Source organism: Roseburia intestinalis L1-82 (genome assembly GCF_900537995.1).
In the GTDB taxonomy this organism is placed as follows: Bacteria; Bacillota; Clostridia; order Lachnospirales; family Lachnospiraceae; genus Roseburia; species Roseburia intestinalis.
In genome coordinates this window covers 1,513,107-1,533,213 of record NZ_LR027880.1, presented here as the reverse complement: position 1 = coordinate 1,533,213, position 20,107 = coordinate 1,513,107, and the positions used below count along the sequence as shown (strand labels likewise).

19 protein-coding genes and 2 tRNA genes are annotated in these 20,107 nt (G+C 43.5%); 1 reads left to right on the top strand and 20 read right to left on the bottom strand.

The window, feature by feature from the left end; translation table 11 throughout:
• Positions 1-111 precede the first annotated feature (111 nt).
• From RIL182_RS07075 to RIL182_RS07025, 11 genes are all read right to left on the bottom strand, one after another.
• Positions 112-1,782 carry a nucleoside kinase gene (locus RIL182_RS07075; RefSeq protein ID WP_022111760.1) on the bottom strand — a complete coding sequence of 557 codons (1,671 nt, stop codon included), beginning with the start codon at positions 1,780-1,782 and terminating at the stop codon, positions 112-114.
• A 101-nt stretch (positions 1,783-1,883) separates the two neighbouring features.
• Positions 1,884-2,642 carry a tRNA (adenine(22)-N(1))-methyltransferase gene (locus tag RIL182_RS07070; protein ID WP_006859164.1) on the bottom strand — a complete coding sequence of 253 codons (759 nt, stop codon included), beginning with the start codon at positions 2,640-2,642 and terminating at the stop codon, positions 1,884-1,886.
• A gap of 1 nt (position 2,643) precedes the next feature.
• Entirely contained in the window at positions 2,644-3,837 is a 1,194-nt protein-coding gene (gene rpoD / locus RIL182_RS07065; protein ID WP_006859165.1) for an RNA polymerase sigma factor RpoD, read from the bottom strand.
• 37 nt (positions 3,838-3,874) lie between these two features.
• The gene (gene dnaG, locus RIL182_RS07060; RefSeq protein WP_015522285.1) at positions 3,875-5,707 is read right to left on the bottom strand and encodes a DNA primase; all 1,833 of its coding nucleotides are present in this window, start codon (positions 5,705-5,707) and stop codon (positions 3,875-3,877) included.
• A gap of 70 nt (positions 5,708-5,777) precedes the next feature.
• Positions 5,778-6,791 carry a deoxyguanosinetriphosphate triphosphohydrolase gene (locus tag RIL182_RS07055; RefSeq protein ID WP_006859166.1) on the bottom strand — a complete coding sequence of 338 codons (1,014 nt, stop codon included), beginning with the start codon at positions 6,789-6,791 and terminating at the stop codon, positions 5,778-5,780.
• A 117-nt stretch (positions 6,792-6,908) separates the two neighbouring features.
• The gene (locus tag RIL182_RS07050; protein WP_044999551.1) at positions 6,909-7,889 is read right to left on the bottom strand and encodes a nucleotidyltransferase family protein; all 981 of its coding nucleotides are present in this window, start codon (positions 7,887-7,889) and stop codon (positions 6,909-6,911) included.
• A 254-nt stretch (positions 7,890-8,143) separates the two neighbouring features.
• Positions 8,144-8,227, bottom strand: a tRNA-Leu gene (locus RIL182_RS07045).
• Positions 8,228-8,254: 27 nt separating this feature from the next.
• Positions 8,255-8,339, bottom strand: a tRNA-Leu gene (locus RIL182_RS07040).
• A gap of 145 nt (positions 8,340-8,484) precedes the next feature.
• Positions 8,485-11,136 (bottom strand): putative bifunctional diguanylate cyclase/phosphodiesterase, encoded by a 2,652-nt coding sequence (locus tag RIL182_RS07035; RefSeq protein ID WP_006859168.1) that lies wholly within the window; start codon positions 11,134-11,136, stop codon positions 8,485-8,487.
• Between the two features lie 6 nt (positions 11,137-11,142).
• Entirely contained in the window at positions 11,143-12,639 is a 1,497-nt protein-coding gene (locus RIL182_RS07030; protein WP_006859169.1) for a TRM11 family SAM-dependent methyltransferase, read from the bottom strand.
• 33 nt (positions 12,640-12,672) lie between these two features.
• Positions 12,673-13,428: a peptidoglycan recognition protein family protein gene (locus tag RIL182_RS07025; RefSeq protein ID WP_006859170.1), complete on the bottom strand. Its 756-nt coding sequence runs from the start codon at positions 13,426-13,428 to the stop codon at positions 12,673-12,675.
• 280 nt (positions 13,429-13,708) lie between these two features.
• On the opposite strand from RIL182_RS07025, the gene RIL182_RS07020 reads away from it, so the two are divergent.
• Positions 13,709-13,840 (top strand): hypothetical protein, encoded by a 132-nt coding sequence (locus tag RIL182_RS07020; protein WP_006859171.1) that lies wholly within the window; start codon positions 13,709-13,711, stop codon positions 13,838-13,840.
• A 64-nt stretch (positions 13,841-13,904) separates the two neighbouring features.
• Here the strand turns inward: RIL182_RS07020 and fliB are convergent, their stop codons facing one another.
• From fliB to RIL182_RS06975, 9 genes are all read right to left on the bottom strand, one after another.
• Positions 13,905-14,978, bottom strand: a complete 1,074-nt coding sequence (gene fliB / locus RIL182_RS07015) for a flagellin lysine-N-methylase (RefSeq protein WP_006859172.1) — start codon at positions 14,976-14,978, stop codon at positions 13,905-13,907.
• A 29-nt stretch (positions 14,979-15,007) separates the two neighbouring features.
• Positions 15,008-15,268 (bottom strand): hypothetical protein, encoded by a 261-nt coding sequence (locus RIL182_RS07010; RefSeq protein ID WP_006859173.1) that lies wholly within the window; start codon positions 15,266-15,268, stop codon positions 15,008-15,010.
• 98 nt (positions 15,269-15,366) lie between these two features.
• A complete protein-coding gene (nrdG, locus tag RIL182_RS07005) occupies positions 15,367-15,885 on the bottom strand; it encodes an anaerobic ribonucleoside-triphosphate reductase activating protein (RefSeq protein WP_006859174.1) in 519 nt (172 codons plus the stop codon).
• A 3-nt stretch (positions 15,886-15,888) separates the two neighbouring features.
• On the bottom strand, positions 15,889-16,992 hold the full coding sequence (locus RIL182_RS07000; RefSeq protein ID WP_015522277.1) for a GntR family transcriptional regulator: 1,104 nt from the start codon (positions 16,990-16,992) through the stop codon (positions 15,889-15,891).
• A gap of 23 nt (positions 16,993-17,015) precedes the next feature.
• Positions 17,016-17,666 (bottom strand): ribonuclease H1 domain-containing protein, encoded by a 651-nt coding sequence (locus RIL182_RS06995; protein ID WP_022112179.1) that lies wholly within the window; start codon positions 17,664-17,666, stop codon positions 17,016-17,018.
• A 63-nt stretch (positions 17,667-17,729) separates the two neighbouring features.
• A complete protein-coding gene (locus RIL182_RS06990; RefSeq protein ID WP_006858825.1) occupies positions 17,730-18,500 on the bottom strand; it encodes a YdcF family protein in 771 nt (256 codons plus the stop codon).
• An 11-nt stretch (positions 18,501-18,511) separates the two neighbouring features.
• Positions 18,512-18,862 (bottom strand): hypothetical protein, encoded by a 351-nt coding sequence (locus tag RIL182_RS06985; RefSeq protein ID WP_006858826.1) that lies wholly within the window; start codon positions 18,860-18,862, stop codon positions 18,512-18,514.
• 14 nt (positions 18,863-18,876) lie between these two features.
• Positions 18,877-19,584 carry a ZIP family metal transporter gene (locus tag RIL182_RS06980; RefSeq protein WP_006858850.1) on the bottom strand — a complete coding sequence of 236 codons (708 nt, stop codon included), beginning with the start codon at positions 19,582-19,584 and terminating at the stop codon, positions 18,877-18,879.
• Positions 19,585-19,662: 78 nt separating this feature from the next.
• On the bottom strand, positions 19,663-20,052 hold the full coding sequence (locus RIL182_RS06975) for a thioesterase family protein (protein WP_006858827.1): 390 nt from the start codon (positions 20,050-20,052) through the stop codon (positions 19,663-19,665).
• Positions 20,053-20,107 lie beyond the last annotated feature (55 nt).

Below are 20,107 nucleotides of genomic sequence, written 5' to 3'. Positions count from 1 at the left end.
CACATTCTGCCAGCATGACACCCGATTAACTATACACTTTTTTTCTTATTTGTGCAAGCCTGATTTTCTTATTTTCTCTTAGACCTGCCGAGACAAGGTTTTTTCCATGTTTTACACATTAAAACACGAACCGCCGATAAATTCACGGATAATGGAATTCTGCCCGATTCCATCCGGAGACATCGGAAGGAAATAATCCAGGAACTTTAAGAGACGCTTTGCCTCAAGGTACTCCGGACAGTCCTTATCGATCGCAAAAAGCAGCGGTTCGGCATATATCTTTAATACTGCCAGTTCATAGATCAATGCGGAATTAAACATCACATCCGCTCCCTCCTGAAATGGGAAAATATTCTTCTCCTCACCGCGGCGCACGGAATCCCACATAGCGATCGTTTCTTTCGCTGAGGTACCTCTTGTTCTTGCATCGCGCACAATACGGCGGATCATCCTTCCATCCGTGGTCGGCAGATAGTTGTGCTCGTCGATATTTAGCTGTGTTAGTGCGCTGATATAGATCTTAAATTTGCTCTCCACCGGAAGGGAATAGGACAATTTATCATTCAGTCCATGGATCCCCTCAATGACTAACACATCATCTTTTCCTAACTGCATGATCTTATCTTTGTATTCTCTTTTTCCGGTCTTAAAATTAAAGATCGGCAGATTGACTGCTTTTCCTGCCAGAAGTTCATTCATGTCATGGTTGAAAAGCTCTACATCCAGTGATTCCAGGCATTCAAAATCAAGTTCACCATTTTCATCACGCGGACATTTATCACGATCCACATAATAGTCATCAAGCGGAAACGGATGCGGTTTTAATCCCTTTGCTGCAAGCTGTATGGACAGGCGGTGTGAAAAAGTCGTTTTTCCGGATGAAGAAGGTCCCGCGATCATGATAAATTTCTTTCCCTCTTCCTTAACGATCATTTCCGCAAGTGCACCGATACGCTCTTCAAACAATGCTTCCTGTGTCAAGATCATCTCCTGCGTTTTTCCCGCTGCAATGGCATCATTGAGTGCACCGATCGTATCAATCTGCTGCAGTTTTCCCCAGTCTCTTGAACGTTTTAACGTGAAAAATAATTTATCCGACGGCACAAATTCAGAAACTTTTTTCGCCTCTTTTCCCGGAAATAAAAGTACAAAACCATCCTGATATGCTGTCACATCGTAATATCTCAAATATCCGGTCGACGGTACCATAAACCCGTAAAAATAATCCTTATAATGATCCAGTTCGTAAATATTTACCCTGGAACTGCGGCGGTAACGAAACAGTTTTTCTTTATCTTTCATTCCAAGTTCATGGAACAAAGCTACTGCCTCATCCGTATTCATACTGTATTTTTCGATTGGCAGGTCCGCCATCACAAGACGGTACATTTCTTTTTTCAATGCCCCGATCATTGTCTCCGTGATCTTACAGCTTTCCCCGTCTTTCATCAGTTCACAGTAATATCCCTGACCGATGGCATATCTGACATAAACGCCAATATGCTCTCTGCCCCACAGATTGTAAACTGCTTTTTGCATCAGCAGCGTAACACTTCTGCGGTATGCACGCTTTCCGGTCTTATCAGACGTTGTAAGAAAAGACAATTCGCCGTCTTTTTTTACGGTCTTTTTTAATTCGCGCAGTCTGTTATTATACAGTGCAAGCACGATATCATCCTCATACTGATCCTGATATTCCTGTGCTATACTTAAGAAACTGACTCCTGCCGGATATGTTTTTTCTTTCTCCCCGATTTTTACAACGATCTGTTCTTCTCCCATATACAAGGTCTCCATTCTCTTCGCCTGCTGTCATTTTTCCTGTCCGCCCCTTCTGACAGAAACCGGCTTTTCTACGCAGCCTCGTTTCCATCAATGACAGCTCACGTTCTATAATATGCAAGCGCAGCTTCATTATAACCAAGCGCTTCTTTTACCTCTTCCATGCGCACGGCTATTTTTTCTGATTCAGGCTGTTTAAAAAGATTGTCCAGAATGTTTTCAAACACCTGGCGTTCTTTCACCAGATATTGATGCAGTACCGGATTTTTTTCCATAAGCAGATATCTGCCGTATAAACATTCGACCTTATATCTGCTTTTTTTCTGCTCTTTACTGTTTTCCATATCTTTTATTGTTTTATCTGCATCTTCGTTTTTCTCTGCCTGATAGTGTACACGCATCATCGGATAATATTTGCCATCCTCAAATACCATGCGCTCTGCTTCCGTCACATATCCATTTTCGGCAAGATACTCCCTGACACTGCACAGTTCCGATTGGGGCTGCAGGATCAGTTCTCCCGCCGCCTGACAGATATCTTTTCCTTCTTCTAAGATATGCATCACAAGCCCGCCACCCATACCGGCAATCAGTATGGAGTCCGCCTCGCCCTTTTCCAGTGCTGCGACTCCATCCGAAAGCCTGGTCTGTATGTATGCATCCATACCATATAAATGAATATGTTCCCTTGCGCGTTCCAGTGGTCCCTTATTGATATCCATTGCGATCGCGCTCTTGATCTTCTTTTGCTCTAACAGGTAGATTGGAACATAACCATGATCTGTCCCCACGTCTGCAAGCACCGCACCTTCCCGAATCAACGAAGCCGCCGTTTTTAATCTGTCTGATATCTTTACCATCTTACTCCAGATAATCCTTTAACTTGCGGCTTCTGCTTGGATGACGCAGCTTACGCAGTGCCTTCGCCTCAATCTGACGAATACGTTCACGGGTGACATTAAATTCTCTTCCAACTTCTTCGAGTGTTCTTGCGCGTCCATCTTCAAGGCCAAAACGAAGTGTAAGTACCTTCTGCTCACGCTCTGTCAGTGTGCCAAGAACCTCTTCTAACTGTTCTTTTAATAACGTAAATGCAGCGGCATCTGCCGGAACAGGTACATTATCATCCTGGATAAAATCTCCAAGATGGCTGTCCTCCTCCTCACCAATCGGTGTCTCTAAGGAAACCGGTTCCTGTGAAATCTTTAAAATCTCACGCACACGTTCCACCGGCATGTTCATCTCTGCTGCGATCTCCTCCGGGGTCGGTTCACGTCCTAACTCCTGCAGTAACTGTCTGCTCACACGGATCAGTTTGTTGATTGTCTCAACCATGTGTACCGGGATACGGATCGTACGCGCCTGATCAGCAATCGCTCTTGTGATTGCCTGACGGATCCACCATGTCGCATAAGTTGAGAATTTATATCCCTTGCGGTAATCAAACTTCTCAACTGCCTTGATCAGACCAAGATTTCCCTCCTGGATCAGGTCAAGGAATAACATACCACGTCCCACATAACGTTTTGCAATGCTGACTACCAGACGTAAGTTTGCCTCTGCAAGACGTTTTTTTGCCTCCTGATCACCAAGTTCCATACGCTTCGCAAGCTCGATCTCCTCCTCTGCAGAAAGCAGCGGCACTTTACCGATCTCCTTTAAGTACATACGCACCGGATCTTCAATGGATACACCGTCCGGAACAGAAAGGTCGATCTTCTCCACCTCGATCTCGTCATCATCATCCACTTCAAGCAGAATGTCATCATCCGCATCATCATCTGTGATTCTTAAAACATCGATATTATTTGCCTCAAGGAAATCAAGAATTTTCTCAAATTTATCAGAGTCAAGCTGCATATCTGCAAAGAAATCACTGATTTCCTGATACTCTAACATATTTTTTTTCTTTTTTGCGAGACTTAACAGCTCTTTTAATTTTTCCTGAAATTTTTCTCTTGCTGCTTCTGCTTCCGCATTATTTACTGCAGATGCCTCCGCTTTTTTTCCGGAAACCTTCGTATTTTCGTTGTTTTCTTTCTTTTTTGTTGCCATTTTGTTTCATCCTCTCAGGTTTTCTACTATTTTGTCCTTAATCAATGGAAATATGCACTTTCTCTAATTCTTCAAGTGCCTTCTTATCCGCCACTGACCGTTGCAGCGCCGCCATATCGGTCGGTGCCATGTTCTTCAGGTGATACTCAATGCTGTTTTGTTTTACCCGGACAATAGTTTCTTTTAATGCTTTTTCAAACGTTTCTTTGGAATACCCACCATTTTCTTTGTCTCCTTCTGTCTCTACGCCGCGGATCGTGGCATGAAAAAGACCTGCGATCTCGCGCTGTTCTTCTTCATTTTGAAACATACTGACAATTTTTGCCGGGTTGACAGTACCGGTATTCCGATACTGTTCATATAATATTTCCGCCGCTTTGTGATAAATTTCTTCTGTGAAATCTTCCGGCGAAATATATTTCTCAATCTTAGGGAACAGTCCGGTATGTTCGATCAGCCAGGTCAAAAGCAGCTTCTGTGACTGTATCATACCGTTTTCTTTTTTCTTTTCGCTGCCCTGTTCTCTCCGGAGTTCCGATCTTTCACGCACAGGAGGTGCTCCGCCTGCCGCCATGCCGATCTTTGCACCATACTGGTTGACCAGCCTGCGCAGATCTTCGATACCGATCATATACTTATCTGCTACCGCAGCAATATAATTATCACGCTCTAATTTTTCTCCGAACGTGCAGAGTTTTTCTGCAACTGCATTGTAAAACTTTGTCTTGCTCTCGGGATCATGCATATCATACTGCTGCTCTAAGATACGGATCTCAAACATAAAACTGTTTTCCGCCGTATCGATCCGTTTCTGGTATTCCTCTGCACCGAGCGCCTTGATAAACTCATCCGGATCCTTATAAGGCTTCATATTGATGACCTTCGTGGTGATTCCTACTTCTTTTAAAATCGGAATTGCACGAAGTGCCGCCTTCACACCTGCACCATCACTGTCATAGGTCAGATAAACATTCTTTGTGTACCGCTTTAACAGGTTGGCATGTCCACTTGTGAGCGCCGTTCCTAAAGATGCAACCGCGTTGTCAAACCCTGCCTGATGCAGGGCGATCACATCCATATAACCCTCACACAGAAGAAGCTGTGGTTTCTTGGTGCTCCTTGCAAAATTTAATCCATAGAGATTCCGGCTCTTATCAAAGATCTTTGTCTCCGGTGAGTTCAGATATTTCGGCTCGCCATCCCCCATGACACGTCCTCCAAAACCGATGACTTTGTTGTGGACATCCATGATCGGGAACATCGCCCGGTTCCAGAATTTATCGTACCCGCCGCGCCTCTCATCGATGCTGACCAAACCGGATTCTTTTAAGATGTCATCCTCATATCCTTTTTTCCGAAGATACCGGTAAAGATCATCGCTGTACTGATCGGAATAGCCGAGACCGAATTTCTGCATGGTCTCATCTGACAGTTCCCGTTTTCGGAAATAGGAAAGCGCACGCGCACCTCTCTCCCCACGCAGCAGCATGTAAAAATACTTTGCTGCTTCTTTATTAATTTCAAGCAGTCTTGCTCGTTTGTCTGCTTCCTGCCTCTGTGCGCTGGTGTATTCCTGTTTCGGCAATTCCACACCGGCACGGTCGGCTAACGCTTCCATCGCCTCGCCGAATGTAAAGTTTTCATACTCCATCAGAAACGTAAATACATTTCCACCCGCGCCGCATCCGAAGCAGTAATACATCTGCTTGTTCGGCGACACGGAAAAGGAGCCTGTTTTTTCATTATGGAACGGGCAGAGTCCAAAATAGGTACTGCCCTTTTTTGAAAGACGCACATATTGGGAAATCACATCAACAATGTCATTCCTGGAACGCACTTCTTCTATGATGTCATCAGAATAATACGGCATCTTTTTCTCCTTTCGTATTAATAACCATCTACTTGCCATGCCATGCGGCATGCCGCAGACTTTTTACTTTCTAATAACCATCTACCTGCCATGCCTGCGGCATAAAATATTCACTGAATTTCGTGATCGCGTACTGATCTGTCATGCCTGAAATGTAATCGCAGATGATACGCTGGTCTGTTTCACCGGCATCACGCATGCGCAGATATTTCTCAGGGAGAAGCTCGATATGTTCCATATAATAGAAGAACAACTGCTCGATCATTGCTTTTGCCTTTGTCTCTTCCCCTTTTGCCACAGGATTTTTGTAGACATGATCGAACATGAATTTGCGCAGTTCGATCATCGCCTGTTCCACTTCCTCTGACATGATGATATCATCTTTTCCAACGCTGTTGCTGATGATGTTATGTATCAGGGTGTTTAAACGCTGTCTTGTCGAAAATCCCAGTGTTTTTCGAAGCTCTAATGGGATGTTTTCCTCTGTCAGTATCTGTGCCCTGATCGCATCGTCAATATCGTGGTTGATATAGGCGATCTTATCCGACAGGCGGACGATCTTTCCCTCTAAGGTATGCGGCATCAGCCTTGTCTGGTGGTTTAAGATACCGTCTCTTACCTCCCAGGTCAGGTTCAGTCCCTTACCGTCTTTTTCTAACTTCTCCACAATTCTCACGCTCTGTTCATTGTGATGGAAGCTCTCATCACAAAGTCCGTTTAACACAAACTCTCCCGCATGCCCAAACGGTGTATGCCCCAGATCGTGCCCTAAGGCGATCGCCTCAACAAGATCTTCATTGAGCCGCAGTGCCTTTGCGATCGTGCGCGCATTCTGTGACACCTCTAATGTATGGGAAAGCCTGGTTCTGTAATGATCCCCTTTGGGTGTCAGAAACACCTGTGTTTTATTTTTCAACCGGCGAAATGCCTTACAGTGTAAAATCCGGTCTCTGTCACGCTGGAATACAGGTCTTATATCACACTGCTCCTCCGGATCATCACGTCCTCTTGAATGTATACTGAGCGTAGCATACGGACTTAAAGTCTCACATTCCATTCGTTCAATATCTTCCCGTATCGACATGTTGTTCCTCCTCTTTGGATAACCTGCCACACAGTAATTACAATATATATATTCCGCGTTCTTTTCCGATTTCCTTTTTTTATTACAAATTACTGACAAATTTTTGTTATTTTTTCATTAATCATTCTGAAAACGTGATAAGTGCTCGTACGGCAGGATCAGTCTGCCACGATAAAGCCCACAGCCATCATTGATCAGACTGTTGTCAATCGCTGCGAACATATTCACATCCAGCTTTGACAGTTCAAGCTGCTGCAGTTTCATTCCTCTTTCATATGCCTCATCAAAATAAATGCATTCTCCCACCGGAATAACATCACGTCTTGCACGCTCACGCTCCTGCTTTTTCTCATATCCCAGATGGTTCGCAGGCCCGATCTCCGCGATATCATCCATCGTTTTTGTCCGAAGCTGCATCTCCACATAACAATGTGCACTGTTATCAAAAAAGGTAATATGCAGTGACCGGTATCCATCGGATTCTTCGTTCACGATATAATCTCTGTAATATGGCCGCACATCTTCATTCAGTAACGGGGAATCACTCAGTTTTACGCCTCCTGCCGGTTCCACTGTAAACCCCCGCTCCTCCAAAAACACCTTCAGTTTGTTTGCAATTTCATATAAATGCCTGATTTCTTCCTGTTCTCTTTCCCTTTCATCTCTCACATGACATTTGGGCATGGATATCACAATGCGGTAAGCGATCAGATCCCTGAAACGGGTCAGCCGCTCTTTTAATTCGTCCACGGGCGGATATGCGTGATTTTTCAGATAATAATCATACACATACGCCACAATATAGCCGTTAAATTTTGCCTCCGCACGGATCAGCGATTTGATCCGCCCTTTAAATGTAAAAGAAAGATACGGATACTGTTTTGCCATATACTGATAAAACTCCCGGATTTTCTGTGATTGTGCTGTCAGGAAATCATTATGCTCTAACAACTCCATGATCTGCAGCAGAAAATAATAATGTAACAAATCCACTTCACTCTGATTTTCCTCTGCCGCACGTTTTAGATCTTCTGAATATTTTTTTAAAATCCGGAATACCGTATCTCCGGAATAAAGATAATCATTTAACGTAATCATTTTTTTATCCTTTGTTTTTGCATTCTGCACCGCATTGCTATCTATTATAAATGATTTCCTCATAAATGCAAACAGCGCAGCATTTTTTCTGCCGCGCTTGGATACTATTTTCACGGATTTTAATTTTCTCAGATGAGAAATTTCCTACTAAAGATTCGGGTGCCAAAAGGTGGCTTTCAATTTTTGGCACCCGAATCCTATAAAGCAAAAAAAGCACCGAATCTTCAGTGCTTCTCTCATCTCAACATATAAAATGCAGGAGATGGGACTTGAACCCACACGATATTGCTACCACAGGCACCTGAAGCCTGCGCGTCTGCCAATTCCGCCACTCCTGCGAACCGTCATTCAAAGAAATCTTTTGATGCGGAAGATGGGACTTGAACCCACACGTTCGCAATGAACACAAGATCCTTAGTCTTGCTCGTCTGCCAATTCCGACACTTCCGCGTATCAATCACTCTCTCGCGACGACTCATTCATAATAACAGATAAAAATAAATATGTCAACAGTTTTTTGATATTTTTTTAATTTTATTTATTTTTTTAATTTTTGGAACTGTTTTAATTGTTTTAACATTAAAAGACAGTACCCTTACAGGTACTGTCTTTCAAACATCTCCGCCTTCATCGGCTTTCCAAAATAAAACCCCTGGATCAGCTGAACCTTTGACCCCACCAGTGCATCTAACTGTTCTTTTGTTTCCACACCTTCCACGCAGACATTCACATGGATCGCTGTTGCAAGTTCTCCGACCATTTTTACAAATGCATTGGAGAAATCATCTTTTCCGATATCAATGATAAAGCAGCGGTCGATTTTTATGACATCGATCGGCATCTCCCTGATATGGTTTAAAGATGAATATCCCGTACCGAAATCATCGAGAGCAACACGCACACCAAGATGCCTGATATCCGCAAGGATCCGTTTCATGCGGCTCATATCGTTGACTGCAAGACTTTCCGTCACTTCCAGAGTCAGATTCTGTGGGGTGATCCTCGTCTCCTCGATCACATGCGCAATCCGCTCCACAATATCGTTCTGTAAAAGCTGTACGACAGACAGATTGACATTCACCTTATACTCCGGGTGTCCCATATCATTCCAGTATTTGCAGTGGATACATGCCTCCCGCAGGACGAATTCTCCGATCGGATTGATCAGGCCTAAATACTCTGCAAGCGGAATGAAATCTGCCGGCGGGATCAGACCGAGTTCGCCGGAATTCCAGCGGATCAGTGCCTCCGCACCGGCACATGGATTTCCCTCTTTTGTAATATTTACAATCGGCTGGAAATATACCTCAAATTCACTGAAAGCATTTCGTGTGGCATTGCGCATGTTTTTTTCAAGGTCAAGCCGTTTGTAAGAGGTGGACTCCACGTTGTCATCATAAAACTCGATACGGTTCTTTCCTGCACATTTTGCAGAATAAAGTGCAATATCGGCTTTCTTGATCAATTCTTCCACCGTATCCCCGTCTGCCGGGAAGCGAACGACTCCCATACTCATCGTACAGTAATAATCCGTCCCTTTTAGCATCCACGGTTTCGTGAACAGCGCCTTGATCTCATCTAAGATCTGCTGGAGCATCGCCATATGATGATGCGCCAATATGATAATGAACTCATCACCACCCATACGGTAACAGTTATTCTCCACACCGGGAATTCTCTGCAGACTGCCGGAAATATTCTTAAGCAGCACATCTCCATACTGATGACCGAGTCCGTCATTGATATGTTTAAAATCATCCAGATCGATGTAAAGCAGCGCTCCCTCACCGCCAAACTCCTTCGTCTGACGGATATAACGCTCTAAATCCTGTTCACAGCGCATCCGGTTATACAATCCGGTCAGGAAATCATTGTTTGCCTGACGCTCAATCTTCTGCTGATACAGCTTTTTGTCTGTCACATCATAAATGGTACACAAAAGGACCTTTCTTCCATCCACCCAGTTAATCCTTGTACTGTGCAGATCAAACCAGCGGTTTTCTTCTTTCGAATAAACCTCCCTGAAATACAGGCTGTCCTCCGATTGCGCTCCCTGTCTTAAACATTCCTCAATACCTGCACTTCGCACATCTTCCCCAAATGCTTTACGAAAGTGCTGGTTTGTATACAGGATCGTATTTTCCTGTGTATCCATCACATAGATCCCACATCCCACATTTTCAAGGATTGCTTCTAACGATGCATACGAACTGGCAAGTGAATTTTTTGCAATGCGTTTTACCAGAATCGTCTGTATGATTCTTCGGACATCATTGACAAACTTGATTTCTCCGCCGTCCCAGATGCGCTCTTTTTCATCCTCGCAAAAGCAGACGTACATTCCCGTTTTCCCGCTGACGTCGATTGGAAGGAATAACCCGGCTTTCATCTTCTGTACTTCAAACATTCTGCGGAACGCTTCCGGCATCATTGAATCTGCCGAAATCATATATGGTTTTCCATTAAAAAATGGCAGTTCTTCTTTTGAAATGTTCTGTGATGCCTCCATCCGTGATTCTCTTCCCGCAGAACAATACTCGCTGATCATGTTGACCGTCGTGCCGTCTATATTTTCCCGGAATAAAACAGCCGCTGAAATTCCAAGATACTCACATGCTTCTTTTAAGATATCATGAACAATCTTATCAAAACCCTCCTCCGACTCGAGCATACGGACGATTGCCGTCATCGCCTCATTGCGTTTTAATTCCGTCTCCATCTGTATTTCCGACTCCCGGCTCTTTAAAAATGCCTCCTGCGCCAAAAGTTCTTCTAATTTGACGGCAAACATCTGCTTTGACAGCGTCTCTAAAAACTCGATCGACTTATAATAGCGTTCCGGTGTTGTCCGCATAATATAATCCGGCACATCGCAGCCGGCATCTTCCATAACGCCGGTCACGATCCAGATCGCAGACACCTCTCCACTTACCTTTACTGCCACTCCACACATCCGGATCCCGTCTGCCCCACAATCCTCTTCGATCACACTTTCGATCCTGCTGTTTAACAGCCTCTCTAACAGTCCGATATGTCTGTCCATGTCGATCACACTGCCCAGATACTCAAGTTCTTCCTTTGAACCATATGTCTTCGTTACTTCCGTGCGATTTTTGTCAAGACATCTTAAATACAGGTTATTTGCGTCGCAAAACCGATCCTGCAGATTCTGCATCAGTGTTGCATCCAAAAGTATCTGTTCTGATTTCAAAGCATCCTCTTCCTTCTTCCTGCTCAAAAATGCCATTTCCCTCTACCCCTTTATTCCAACGATATACAGACTAAAATGACGCTTTTCCGAAATCACAAATTCCTGTATCAGCCTGTATTCTGAATGTAAACGAAGATGTTTCTTTACCATGCCTTCTTCATTCGAATAAAAAATCATTACTCCACCCGGTGTTAAGATTTCTTTTGATTTTTCGAAAAAGGAAGCATAAAGTGCATCCATCTCACCGCGCGACTGTCTGCCCCTCACCGGCATATTGGTAATAATCTCATCAAACAGATAATCGTGTTTAAAATCAAAATAATCTCTATGGATAAAATTGATCTTTTCCCCTGCTAATGAGGCATTCTCCCTTGCGCCTTCGATCGCCGGTCCAAAAATATCGATTCCGTACTTTTCTCTTGCCGGTTGTGCAATGTCCCTCTCAATAAGCATCGTGCCGACTCCGCAAAACGGATCTAAAATCTGTGCGTTCTCTTTCAGATAGGGTTTTGCCAGCGATACAAGCATCGCTGCAAGTGATGGATGGATAGATGCCGCCACCACATTTTTCCGGTAGGAAAAACGTCGCATCGGAATGGTATACAATTTTAAAAATGGTGCAAAACTTCCATCTTTTTTCTTTATCAGACGAATCTCTGTCTCATAATCACCGGTCGAATTGATCAGCCATCTCGCCGACACACGCTCTAACTGTATCGCAAACTTTTTCGCAAAAGAAGCTCTTTTGTCATTCTCCATATCAGCCCGGATCTCCACGCGGAACCGAAACGGCGTACCCTGCTTATGACACTCCTTTAAGAAATCCCCAATACCGCTCTGCCACACCTCATCCGCCAGCACTTCTGCCTGTTCTGCTTCCTGTTTTAAACGAATTGGAAACAATAGTTCACGGTAAGTTCTAAGGTTCGCCATAGCGCGTACATCCTTTGTATACACTGCCACTCCAAGCGGATGTTTCGCCGTTTTTCTCCGGATATCCGCCGGAAGTACCCCGATTTCCTTTAATGTCACATCCGTACGCGCATGTCCCGTCAGCAGCAGCATCTCATGCGGGTTTTTAAATCCCGTAAAAGTGTGGCCTGTGCTTTCTTCTGCCTTTTCCAACAGTCTGCTAAGTGCGCGGACTTCCTCATCAATATGCTTTTTTTCTTCTGCTGCCGGGGTATAAGAAAGAAGTTCTTCCATTCTCGTTTTGAACCGTTCCTGATATGCCGTAATGTCAAGATAAGCAAGTGCCTTTAAATACGTGCTTTTTACAAAAAGAGTCTGCTCCCTTTCATATGCCGTAACAAGTGCATCTGCAGCCCCCATCCATTCCAGTTCCCCAAGGATCATCGCCACATTTTTGCGCACCTTTGGATCTTCTTCCTCTAATAATTCTAACAGCAATCCGCCATCCCCGATCATCGATACAAATTGCTCTTTTGCCGCCTCATCTTTGATCTGGGCACGCAGCCCAACAAGGTTTTCGCGGAGGTTTTCTCTTTTTTGTAATGCTTCGTAATATTTCTCTATCATACTGCTTCCTTCGACATAATTGATACTCTCATTTTACTGTATTTCCTCTGTTTTTGCAATACCGTTGGTCTCTATGTAATCGACAAGATCCGACTTAAACTGCTCCCATGCAGCCTCATTTTCCACATAATATTTCGGACATGCCTTTCCTGTTACATCATAATGTCTTATCACATTATCCGTAGTCAGATCATAACGTCCCATCAGCCATGTCACCAGATGAACCAGCGATCCATAAGTCGCATCCGTAAATTTCCCCGTATCATCCGGAATACAGCACTCTATGGAAATCGTATCGGCATTTCTCTCATTCGAAGCATATGCGATTTCATTGCATGGAATGCATTGGATGATCTCCCCACTGATTCCGATGACAAAATGGCTGCTTGCATGTGTCTCCCCGGATTGTGCCAGTCCTTCAAAATAATCCCGGTTCTGCTGTGCCGTTGTTCCCGGATTTGCCGTATAATGCACGACGATCCCGTTTACTTTTTCCAGTGCCGTTCCCGGTCTTGAATATTCATTGTAGTCTAAAAGCTCCACAGAAAAATCCGGGCGGTCTGCAATATATTTCGTTTCCTCTGCCACGATCTCTTCCTGCGCCTGTGCCGTCCTGTGGGACAGACGCCATCCCCCATACAAAATAACGCCCACAAATACAGCTCCTGTCAGAACCATCACACTGCGCGCAAACATCTGCTGCCTTTTCCGCTTTTTCTGTCTTCTTCTTCTCGCTTCGTTTTTCCTCTTTTCCGCTTCACGTCTGCGGACTGCTTCTCCCTGTTCCATATTCTCCCCTTTTCCCAGGTCAGAAATATTTTGTATAATTTTTTTATTTTACCTGTTCCTTATGAAAAAAAATGTTCATTTTTTATTTCTTAAGTAATATTATACAATTTCATTCTGTAAAAATCAGTAAAAATACCCACTTGTTGTTTTTCTGTTTTTGTGAATTTTTCATTCACTCATTCCATTTTTGTATATATTGTACAATCTTTCATATTATTTTTTGTCGTTTTTCCCGATGCATTGTGCTATATTATAGAAAACAAATAAGGAGGTGTATTGTATGACATATGCAATCGATCCGGCAATGTCTTTTTGCGAAGTTATTTCTTTCTATGAGAAATATATCGACGAGACAAAAGCCGCTGGAAAAAAACCTGTATCTTTCCTGCATTTTCTCACAGGCAGATACTAAAAGCCGGTTGATCAGGCCGTCAGCTTATGAAAGCTGTCAGGTGCCCTGTCACCCGGCTTATTTTTTACATAATCTGTGCAAGCAGACCTTTTACGGAAAATACATCTTCAAACAAAAATGATTCCCCTAACATTTCAATATTTTCTTCCGAATGTTCCACTTCTTTTGCGTAAACTTTCGTTGTTTCTATGCGATCCTGTAAATCAAATTTCTGTCCGTTTTTCATCCAGACCATAACATCCATATCACGCACCATCAAAAATGAGGCAACTGCAAACTGAGCTTTTTCAAGCAGATTATTATCGTAGAATGCCCTCATAAAATAGCGGAAAGTATAATATACCATCAGATGTTCATACTGATATTCATTTTCCATCTGCGCTTCCATGAAAGCACGATGTGTCTTTTCATAATTTTCTTCATGATAAAAAGCTTTCAGCTCTTCTTCCATCCCAGACCATGCATCACCGATGGATTCAAGCTCCTCGTATTGGGACAGCCGCTGTAGAAATGCCTCATACAGGCTGATTTTTTCCGGTTCCTCCTCTTTGGGTACTGTCTCAAATAATTCTTTCTGCATCTGACAGCAGTAATTCAGATACACCGCGATACGCTCTGCAATCGGGCGGCTGCGATCCTGAAGCAGTCCGATTGCATGCGACCTTACTGATTCGAGTTTTTCTGCAAGCTCATCATCGCCATCTTCCCACTCATATTCATCATAGTCCTCCGAGAGGATCTGCTCATCAAATCCGATCTGTTCTGTATCTGAAAAGACAATTCTTCCAACCTCTCCACAGGATAGACATAAAACTTTTTCTCTTGTTTTCGGATACTCCGTTGTAAACCTCGGATACTCTGTGCATACTTCTGAAAGCGAATCCTCCCCTAAAGTCAGACACACCTCACAGAGTCCTTTCTCATTCAGAAGCGGGCACCATCCCTCTTCATTCAATACAAAACTTCCATCCTCGCTGATCGACGCACGGATTTTTTCTGCCATCGGTCCTTTCAGATCTTTATAATAATCCAGGGTATCTTCGTCAATATCAATTTCCCATCCTCTGCAGCAATTATCCGGACATTTGTCCGCAATACACCGAAAATTCTTATAATATGAAGGCACTCTAAAAACCATTTTTCTTTTTGTTCCTCTCTATGTATTTATCAATCTTCCCTGAAATGACTACTTAACATATACCCAATGCACCAGACTCCGCCTGCCAGCGAAAGATATATAAATCCCTCGATCAGGGCCGCCACCAGTCGTCCCAAAGACATACTTCCCGCCATCTGTGCAAGGATCAGTCCTCTCACCGGACCGGTCAGGATCTTATAGCCACCTACATAACACCAGCCTAATACACCTAATGCATAACTAAAAGCCGCAGCAATCATTCTCCATGAAAACTTCATTTTACTCTCCATTTCTAGCCCGTTCCTCAGGGCATCTCAAGTTTGTGCGCAAGCACAAATCTTGTGTGTGAAAAATCTTATTTTTCACACTACTCTCCATTTCATTTTCTTTATTCCATCAGTAATACGATTTCCTGGTTCTTTCGCGTTTCGGGTACATCAATGATTCTCTGGTTCGAAGATCCTCTGAAATTCAGGGAAATATCCTTTTTTTCTAAAATAAAAGGTCCATCCACCATAACATCGATCATTGACAGGAAGGGCTCTGACGCCTCACAATACACCTTTCCTCCCGGAAGGAAATCCTCATACAGATATCCACTGTATGCCCAGATATTTTTATCCGGCAATTCTTTTTTTATTCTCTGTAACAGAGGAAGCAGTCCCTGCTGATTCTCCGGCTCACCCGGATCTCCGCCAAGCAGCGTCAGCCCTGCAATATAGGACGGCGCTAACGCCTGCACGATCTCATCCTCCGTCGTTTTTGTAAAAGGCTTACCATAAGAAAAATCCCATGTTTCCTCATTAAAACACTCTTTGCAGTGATGTCTGCATCCGGACACAAACAAAGACACCCTCACGCCCGTGCCATTCTCAATAGAACAGGGTTTGATCTGCGCATAGTTCATCTTTTATTCCTCCTTTTTCCGGGATCTGCAGGATTCCCGGATCACTAACTCCGGCTTTACAAGGATCTGTCTTTCTGACTCCGGGATGTTTCCCTCTTTCAGCAGTCCAAGAAGAAGTTCTGCAGCCATTTCACCTAATTTTTCCTGCGGATGCGCCACCGTGGTAAGCGGCACTTTTCCACTTGACGCAAGATAGGAATCATCATATCCTGTCACTGAAACATCATCCGGCACTTTAAGTCCTTCATCCTCTAATGCCCGGATGACCTCTAGTGCAATCTGGTCATTATACGATACCACACTGTCAAAGAAATGCTCACATCTCATCTTAGCCATATGACACATCTGTTCATATGGATGCGTTTTCCGGTCTTCCGTATAAAACCATACCACTTTATCCGGGTCATACGCAATCCCTGCTTCCTGTAAAGCCTGCACATACCCTTTGTGCCGCTGCTGTCCCTGCGTATCATCCGCTTTAAATATCCCTATGATGTGATGGTGCCCCAGTGAGATCAGATATCTTGTAACCAGATATCCTCCAAGGCAGTCATCTAAAAGGATATGGGGCTTTTCTGCAAGCTGCGCATAACTGCCCTGAATAAATACATATGGAATCCGATATTCATCCAGCGTCTGGTATAAATTAATATGTTTGCAGAAGATCTGACTTTTGCTTGGTTCTATGATCAGCCCATCAATTCCCTTCTGCAATAATTCTTCTAAACATTTTGCTTCCATATTTCTGGAATTTCTTGTATTCTTTAAAAGAATACTATATCCATTTTCCGTAAGGACTTTATCAATTCCCTGGATCACTCTCGGGAAAATATAATCAGACAGATATGTCGTGACCACTGCTATATTTTTTGTTTCACCCGTGCGTCTCGCCATCTCCGAACAAAACGTTCCACGTCCATGTTCCGCATAAATATATCCCTCGTTCTGAAGAATCTGCAGAGCTTTCCGTACAGTCTGTCTGCTTACCTGATATGTCCCGGAAAGTTCATTTTCCGATGGCAGTTTTTCTCCCGGCTTTATTTTTCCTGAAACGATCTGTTTTCTTAAGTCCTCCATCAGATCATAATATTTTAACTTTTTATCCATATATCTGCTCCCGGATTCCGGTTTTATATCTCATTCCCCACTGCCTGCTTTGCTAACATATCTGCTTCCTCATTGCCATCGATACCGGAATGTCCTTTTACCTTTACAAAACGGATCACAATCACATTTCTCACCGATGCCACATAATCACGGTATGCTGCTGTCCCTTTTTTATTGCACTTCCACGCACCGGTTGCCCACATTTCGATTCCCATGTAATCATAATAAATCGTTACTTCCGGCAATCCTAATTCGACCGCTTTTCTGATCGCAGCCATACTGCCGCAGATTTCCCCTGCGACATTGCGCATCGCTGCCATCTCTGCATCCTTATCACTCCCCTGCAGCACTTCTTTTATGCCATCATGAATCAGAAAGCCACCATATCCGTAGACATGCGTTGCCACATTGTAAGAACCATCCACAAACGCATAGACAGACGGCATTGCCCCATCTTCCTGCTGCATTGTTTTCTTCATTGCATTTTGCATCTTTGGCGCAGCATCTGCTCCGGTATATGTCGCAGCTTTGGCAAAAGCCACTGCTTCTTCTCTTGTTTTAAAACTCTTATATACTGCTCCAGGAAAGCCGTCCACCATCGCTTTACATTCTGCCCAGCTCTGGTACACTCCCGGTTTTCTTCCTTTTTTTACTGCATAATATTTTCCTGGCATCTTTTCCTCTCTCTGACATTCCACTTTTTATTACTGCACTGTTTTTATAAAAATACTTCCACACTAATCCCAATGACGCAATTCATAATATAAAATGCCATACAGTTCCCTCACATAATAGGTGGGAAAATATACAAAAAATGTATGTGCCGGGGTACTGTAACTTTTCATTCCCAGCCTGGCTGCCATCTGATTCGCCCGATATTCATGAAATTCACTGGTAACCAGTGTCACAGTCATATCAAGTCCACGGTCTTTTAAAATTTCTCCGGTATATTTTAAATTTTCTTCCGTCGTTGTAGATCGTTCTTCTAAAATCAGACGATTTTCACTGATTCCCCGTTTTGTCAGCACTTCATACATGCACTGTGCTTCCGTGATATCTTCACCCGGTCCTCTGCCACCGGACAAAATACATACTGCATCTTTATTTACACTCAGATAATCATATGCAGCATCAATACGTTCCTCTAATATTCTGCTTGGTTTTGTACCTTTTACACTGCATCCTAAAACAACAGCTGTCGTATTTTGCGGCGGAGTGTGTAATGCTGAGTGGATCATCAGAAATGTCTCTGCCAACACTGTCATGATCATTATAAGTACAAGGACAAGCAGGAAAACACATATCCAGTGTGTTTTCCTGCCATTCCACAATATCAAAGCTCTCCTGTTCATACGCCCGAAAAAAATTCCATAACATAACAGGAATAACGAGATCAGAATCCCGGTCGCCGTTCCTATATTAAAAATTCCTTTGCATAACAGCGGCGCGAAGAACCAGAATAATAAAATGCCTCCGACCGCTATAATGACCATCTGTACACCGCGCATGAATTTCCTTTCTACATAAGCTCAAGTTTACAGTTTGCACGCATTTTCAACGGACATTCATAAACATTTTCATTTTTTTCTTTCGCAATATAGGAAAGCGGACATTTTCTGCAGTCTCCCTTTGTAAAATCGCCTGCCACCTCAAATTTCAACACTGCTGTCATCGTCCCCTTTTTTTGGTTTTCCTTGCGGATATGATCCCAGGCAAGCACCTGTCCGCATCCCGGACATTTATCAGTTCCTACTGTAACTGCCCTCTTACAGGTCGGACAGCCATAGTATGGTTTACCACTCTGATCCAGTATCTCTACCACATCTGATGGAAACTGTTTGATCAGCTGTTCTCTTATATCGTCCTGCATATTTATTTCCTCCTTTATCCCAATGCGACATCTAATATCATCATGATCAGAAAACCTGCCGCAAATCCAATCGTATTAATATTGGAATGTTCTCCTTCTGATGCTTCCGGAAGAAGCTCTTCCACGACCACATAGATCATTGCCCCTGCTGCAAATGCAAGCAGATATGGCAGCATATGTGTGATGATTCCGGCTAAAATAATCGTAATTCCCGCCGCGATCGGTTCTACCACACCGGATGCCACGCCATACCAGAAGGCTTTTTTTGTACTGCCGCCTTCACTTTTCAGCGGAAGCGATATAATTGCACCTTCCGGAAAATTCTGAATTGCAATTCCTATGGACAATGAAAATGCTCCCGCCAGTGTAATTCCGTTGTTTCCTGATAAAAGTCCGGCGAACACAACACCGACTGCCATTCCCTCCGGTATATTATGAAGAGTAACAGCCAGTACCAGCATGGTTGTTTTTTTTAGGTGACTTGGCAATCCTTCCGGTTTGTCTTCATTCATATGAAGATGCGGAATGATTTTGTCCATCAGCAGTAAAAACAGGATTCCAAATATAAATCCGATTGCTGCCGGTAAAAATGCAAATTTTCCCATTCCCTCTGACATGTCGATGGATGGTATCAGCAGCGACCACACAGATGCCGCCACCATAACGCCGGATGCAAAACCAAGCAGTGCTTTCTGTACCAGACGGTTCAACCCGTTTTTCATAAAGAAAACACATGCTGCCCCCAACGAAGTTCCCAGAAACGGGACCAGTAACCCGATAACTAAATTCAATGTTTCCTCCTATCTATTTAACTTGGCATCCGCCTTATTCTGAAATTTTTCCGCCTGTACAATAAAACGCTCATGCGTTCCTTCTCCGACTTTTCCGGTCTCATCCTCTACTTCTACGGAAAATACAAGACGTCTTTTATCCACTTCCACTAAAGTGGTATTGCAGGTCACCTTCATTCCCACCGGTGATGCGGCAAGATGTTTTACATTAAGGCTCGTTCCCACAGTCACACATCCTTCTTCAAGTTCATCTGCAACACTCTTCCATGCGGTCTCCTCGATCAGGGCGATCATTGCCGGTGTTGCGAATACTGCTAACGTACCGCTTTTCATCACTGCTGCTGTATTTTCTTTCTCTACTATAATGGTATGCTGTCCTTTGATTCCTGCTTCTAACATTTTATCCTCCAAAGTTAAATTTTTATTTTAGTGATTTAGTACCATTACAGTTTAT

Excerpts from the sequence above, each read along its gene's own strand:
- RIL182_RS06980 (WP_006858850.1), bottom strand. The coding sequence starts at position 19,584 with ATGAAAAACGGGTTGAACCGTCTGGTACAGAAAGCACTGCTTGGTTTT.
- RIL182_RS07000 (WP_015522277.1), bottom strand. The coding sequence starts at position 16,992 with ATGGATAAAAAGTTAAAATATTATGATCTGATGGAGGACTTAAGAAAA.
- RIL182_RS07070 (WP_006859164.1), bottom strand. The coding sequence starts at position 2,642 with ATGGTAAAGATATCAGACAGATTAAAAACGGCGGCTTCGTTGATTCGG.
- RIL182_RS07050 (WP_044999551.1), bottom strand. The coding sequence starts at position 7,889 with ATGATTACGTTAAATGATTATCTTTATTCCGGAGATACGGTATTCCGG.
- RIL182_RS07035 (WP_006859168.1), bottom strand. The coding sequence starts at position 11,136 with ATGGCATTTTTGAGCAGGAAGAAGGAAGAGGATGCTTTGAAATCAGAA.
- RIL182_RS07020 (WP_006859171.1), top strand. The coding sequence starts at position 13,709 with ATGACATATGCAATCGATCCGGCAATGTCTTTTTGCGAAGTTATTTCT.
- RIL182_RS07010 (WP_006859173.1), bottom strand. The coding sequence starts at position 15,268 with ATGGAGAGTAAAATGAAGTTTTCATGGAGAATGATTGCTGCGGCTTTT.
- RIL182_RS06975 (WP_006858827.1), bottom strand. The coding sequence starts at position 20,052 with ATGTTAGAAGCAGGAATCAAAGGACAGCATACCATTATAGTAGAGAAA.
- RIL182_RS07030 (WP_006859169.1), bottom strand. The coding sequence starts at position 12,639 with ATGATAGAGAAATATTACGAAGCATTACAAAAAAGAGAAAACCTCCGC.
- dnaG (WP_015522285.1), bottom strand. The coding sequence starts at position 5,707 with ATGCCGTATTATTCTGATGACATCATAGAAGAAGTGCGTTCCAGGAAT.
- RIL182_RS07075 (WP_022111760.1), bottom strand. The coding sequence starts at position 1,782 with ATGGGAGAAGAACAGATCGTTGTAAAAATCGGGGAGAAAGAAAAAACA.
- RIL182_RS06995 (WP_022112179.1), bottom strand. The coding sequence starts at position 17,666 with ATGCCAGGAAAATATTATGCAGTAAAAAAAGGAAGAAAACCGGGAGTG.
- nrdG (WP_006859174.1), bottom strand. The coding sequence starts at position 15,885 with ATGAACTATGCGCAGATCAAACCCTGTTCTATTGAGAATGGCACGGGC.
- RIL182_RS06985 (WP_006858826.1), bottom strand. The coding sequence starts at position 18,862 with ATGCAGGACGATATAAGAGAACAGCTGATCAAACAGTTTCCATCAGAT.
- RIL182_RS07025 (WP_006859170.1), bottom strand. The coding sequence starts at position 13,428 with ATGGAACAGGGAGAAGCAGTCCGCAGACGTGAAGCGGAAAAGAGGAAA.
- RIL182_RS06990 (WP_006858825.1), bottom strand. The coding sequence starts at position 18,500 with ATGCGCGGTGTACAGATGGTCATTATAGCGGTCGGAGGCATTTTATTA.
- fliB (WP_006859172.1), bottom strand. The coding sequence starts at position 14,978 with ATGGTTTTTAGAGTGCCTTCATATTATAAGAATTTTCGGTGTATTGCG.
- rpoD (WP_006859165.1), bottom strand. The coding sequence starts at position 3,837 with ATGGCAACAAAAAAGAAAGAAAACAACGAAAATACGAAGGTTTCCGGA.
- RIL182_RS07055 (WP_006859166.1), bottom strand. The coding sequence starts at position 6,791 with ATGTCGATACGGGAAGATATTGAACGAATGGAATGTGAGACTTTAAGT.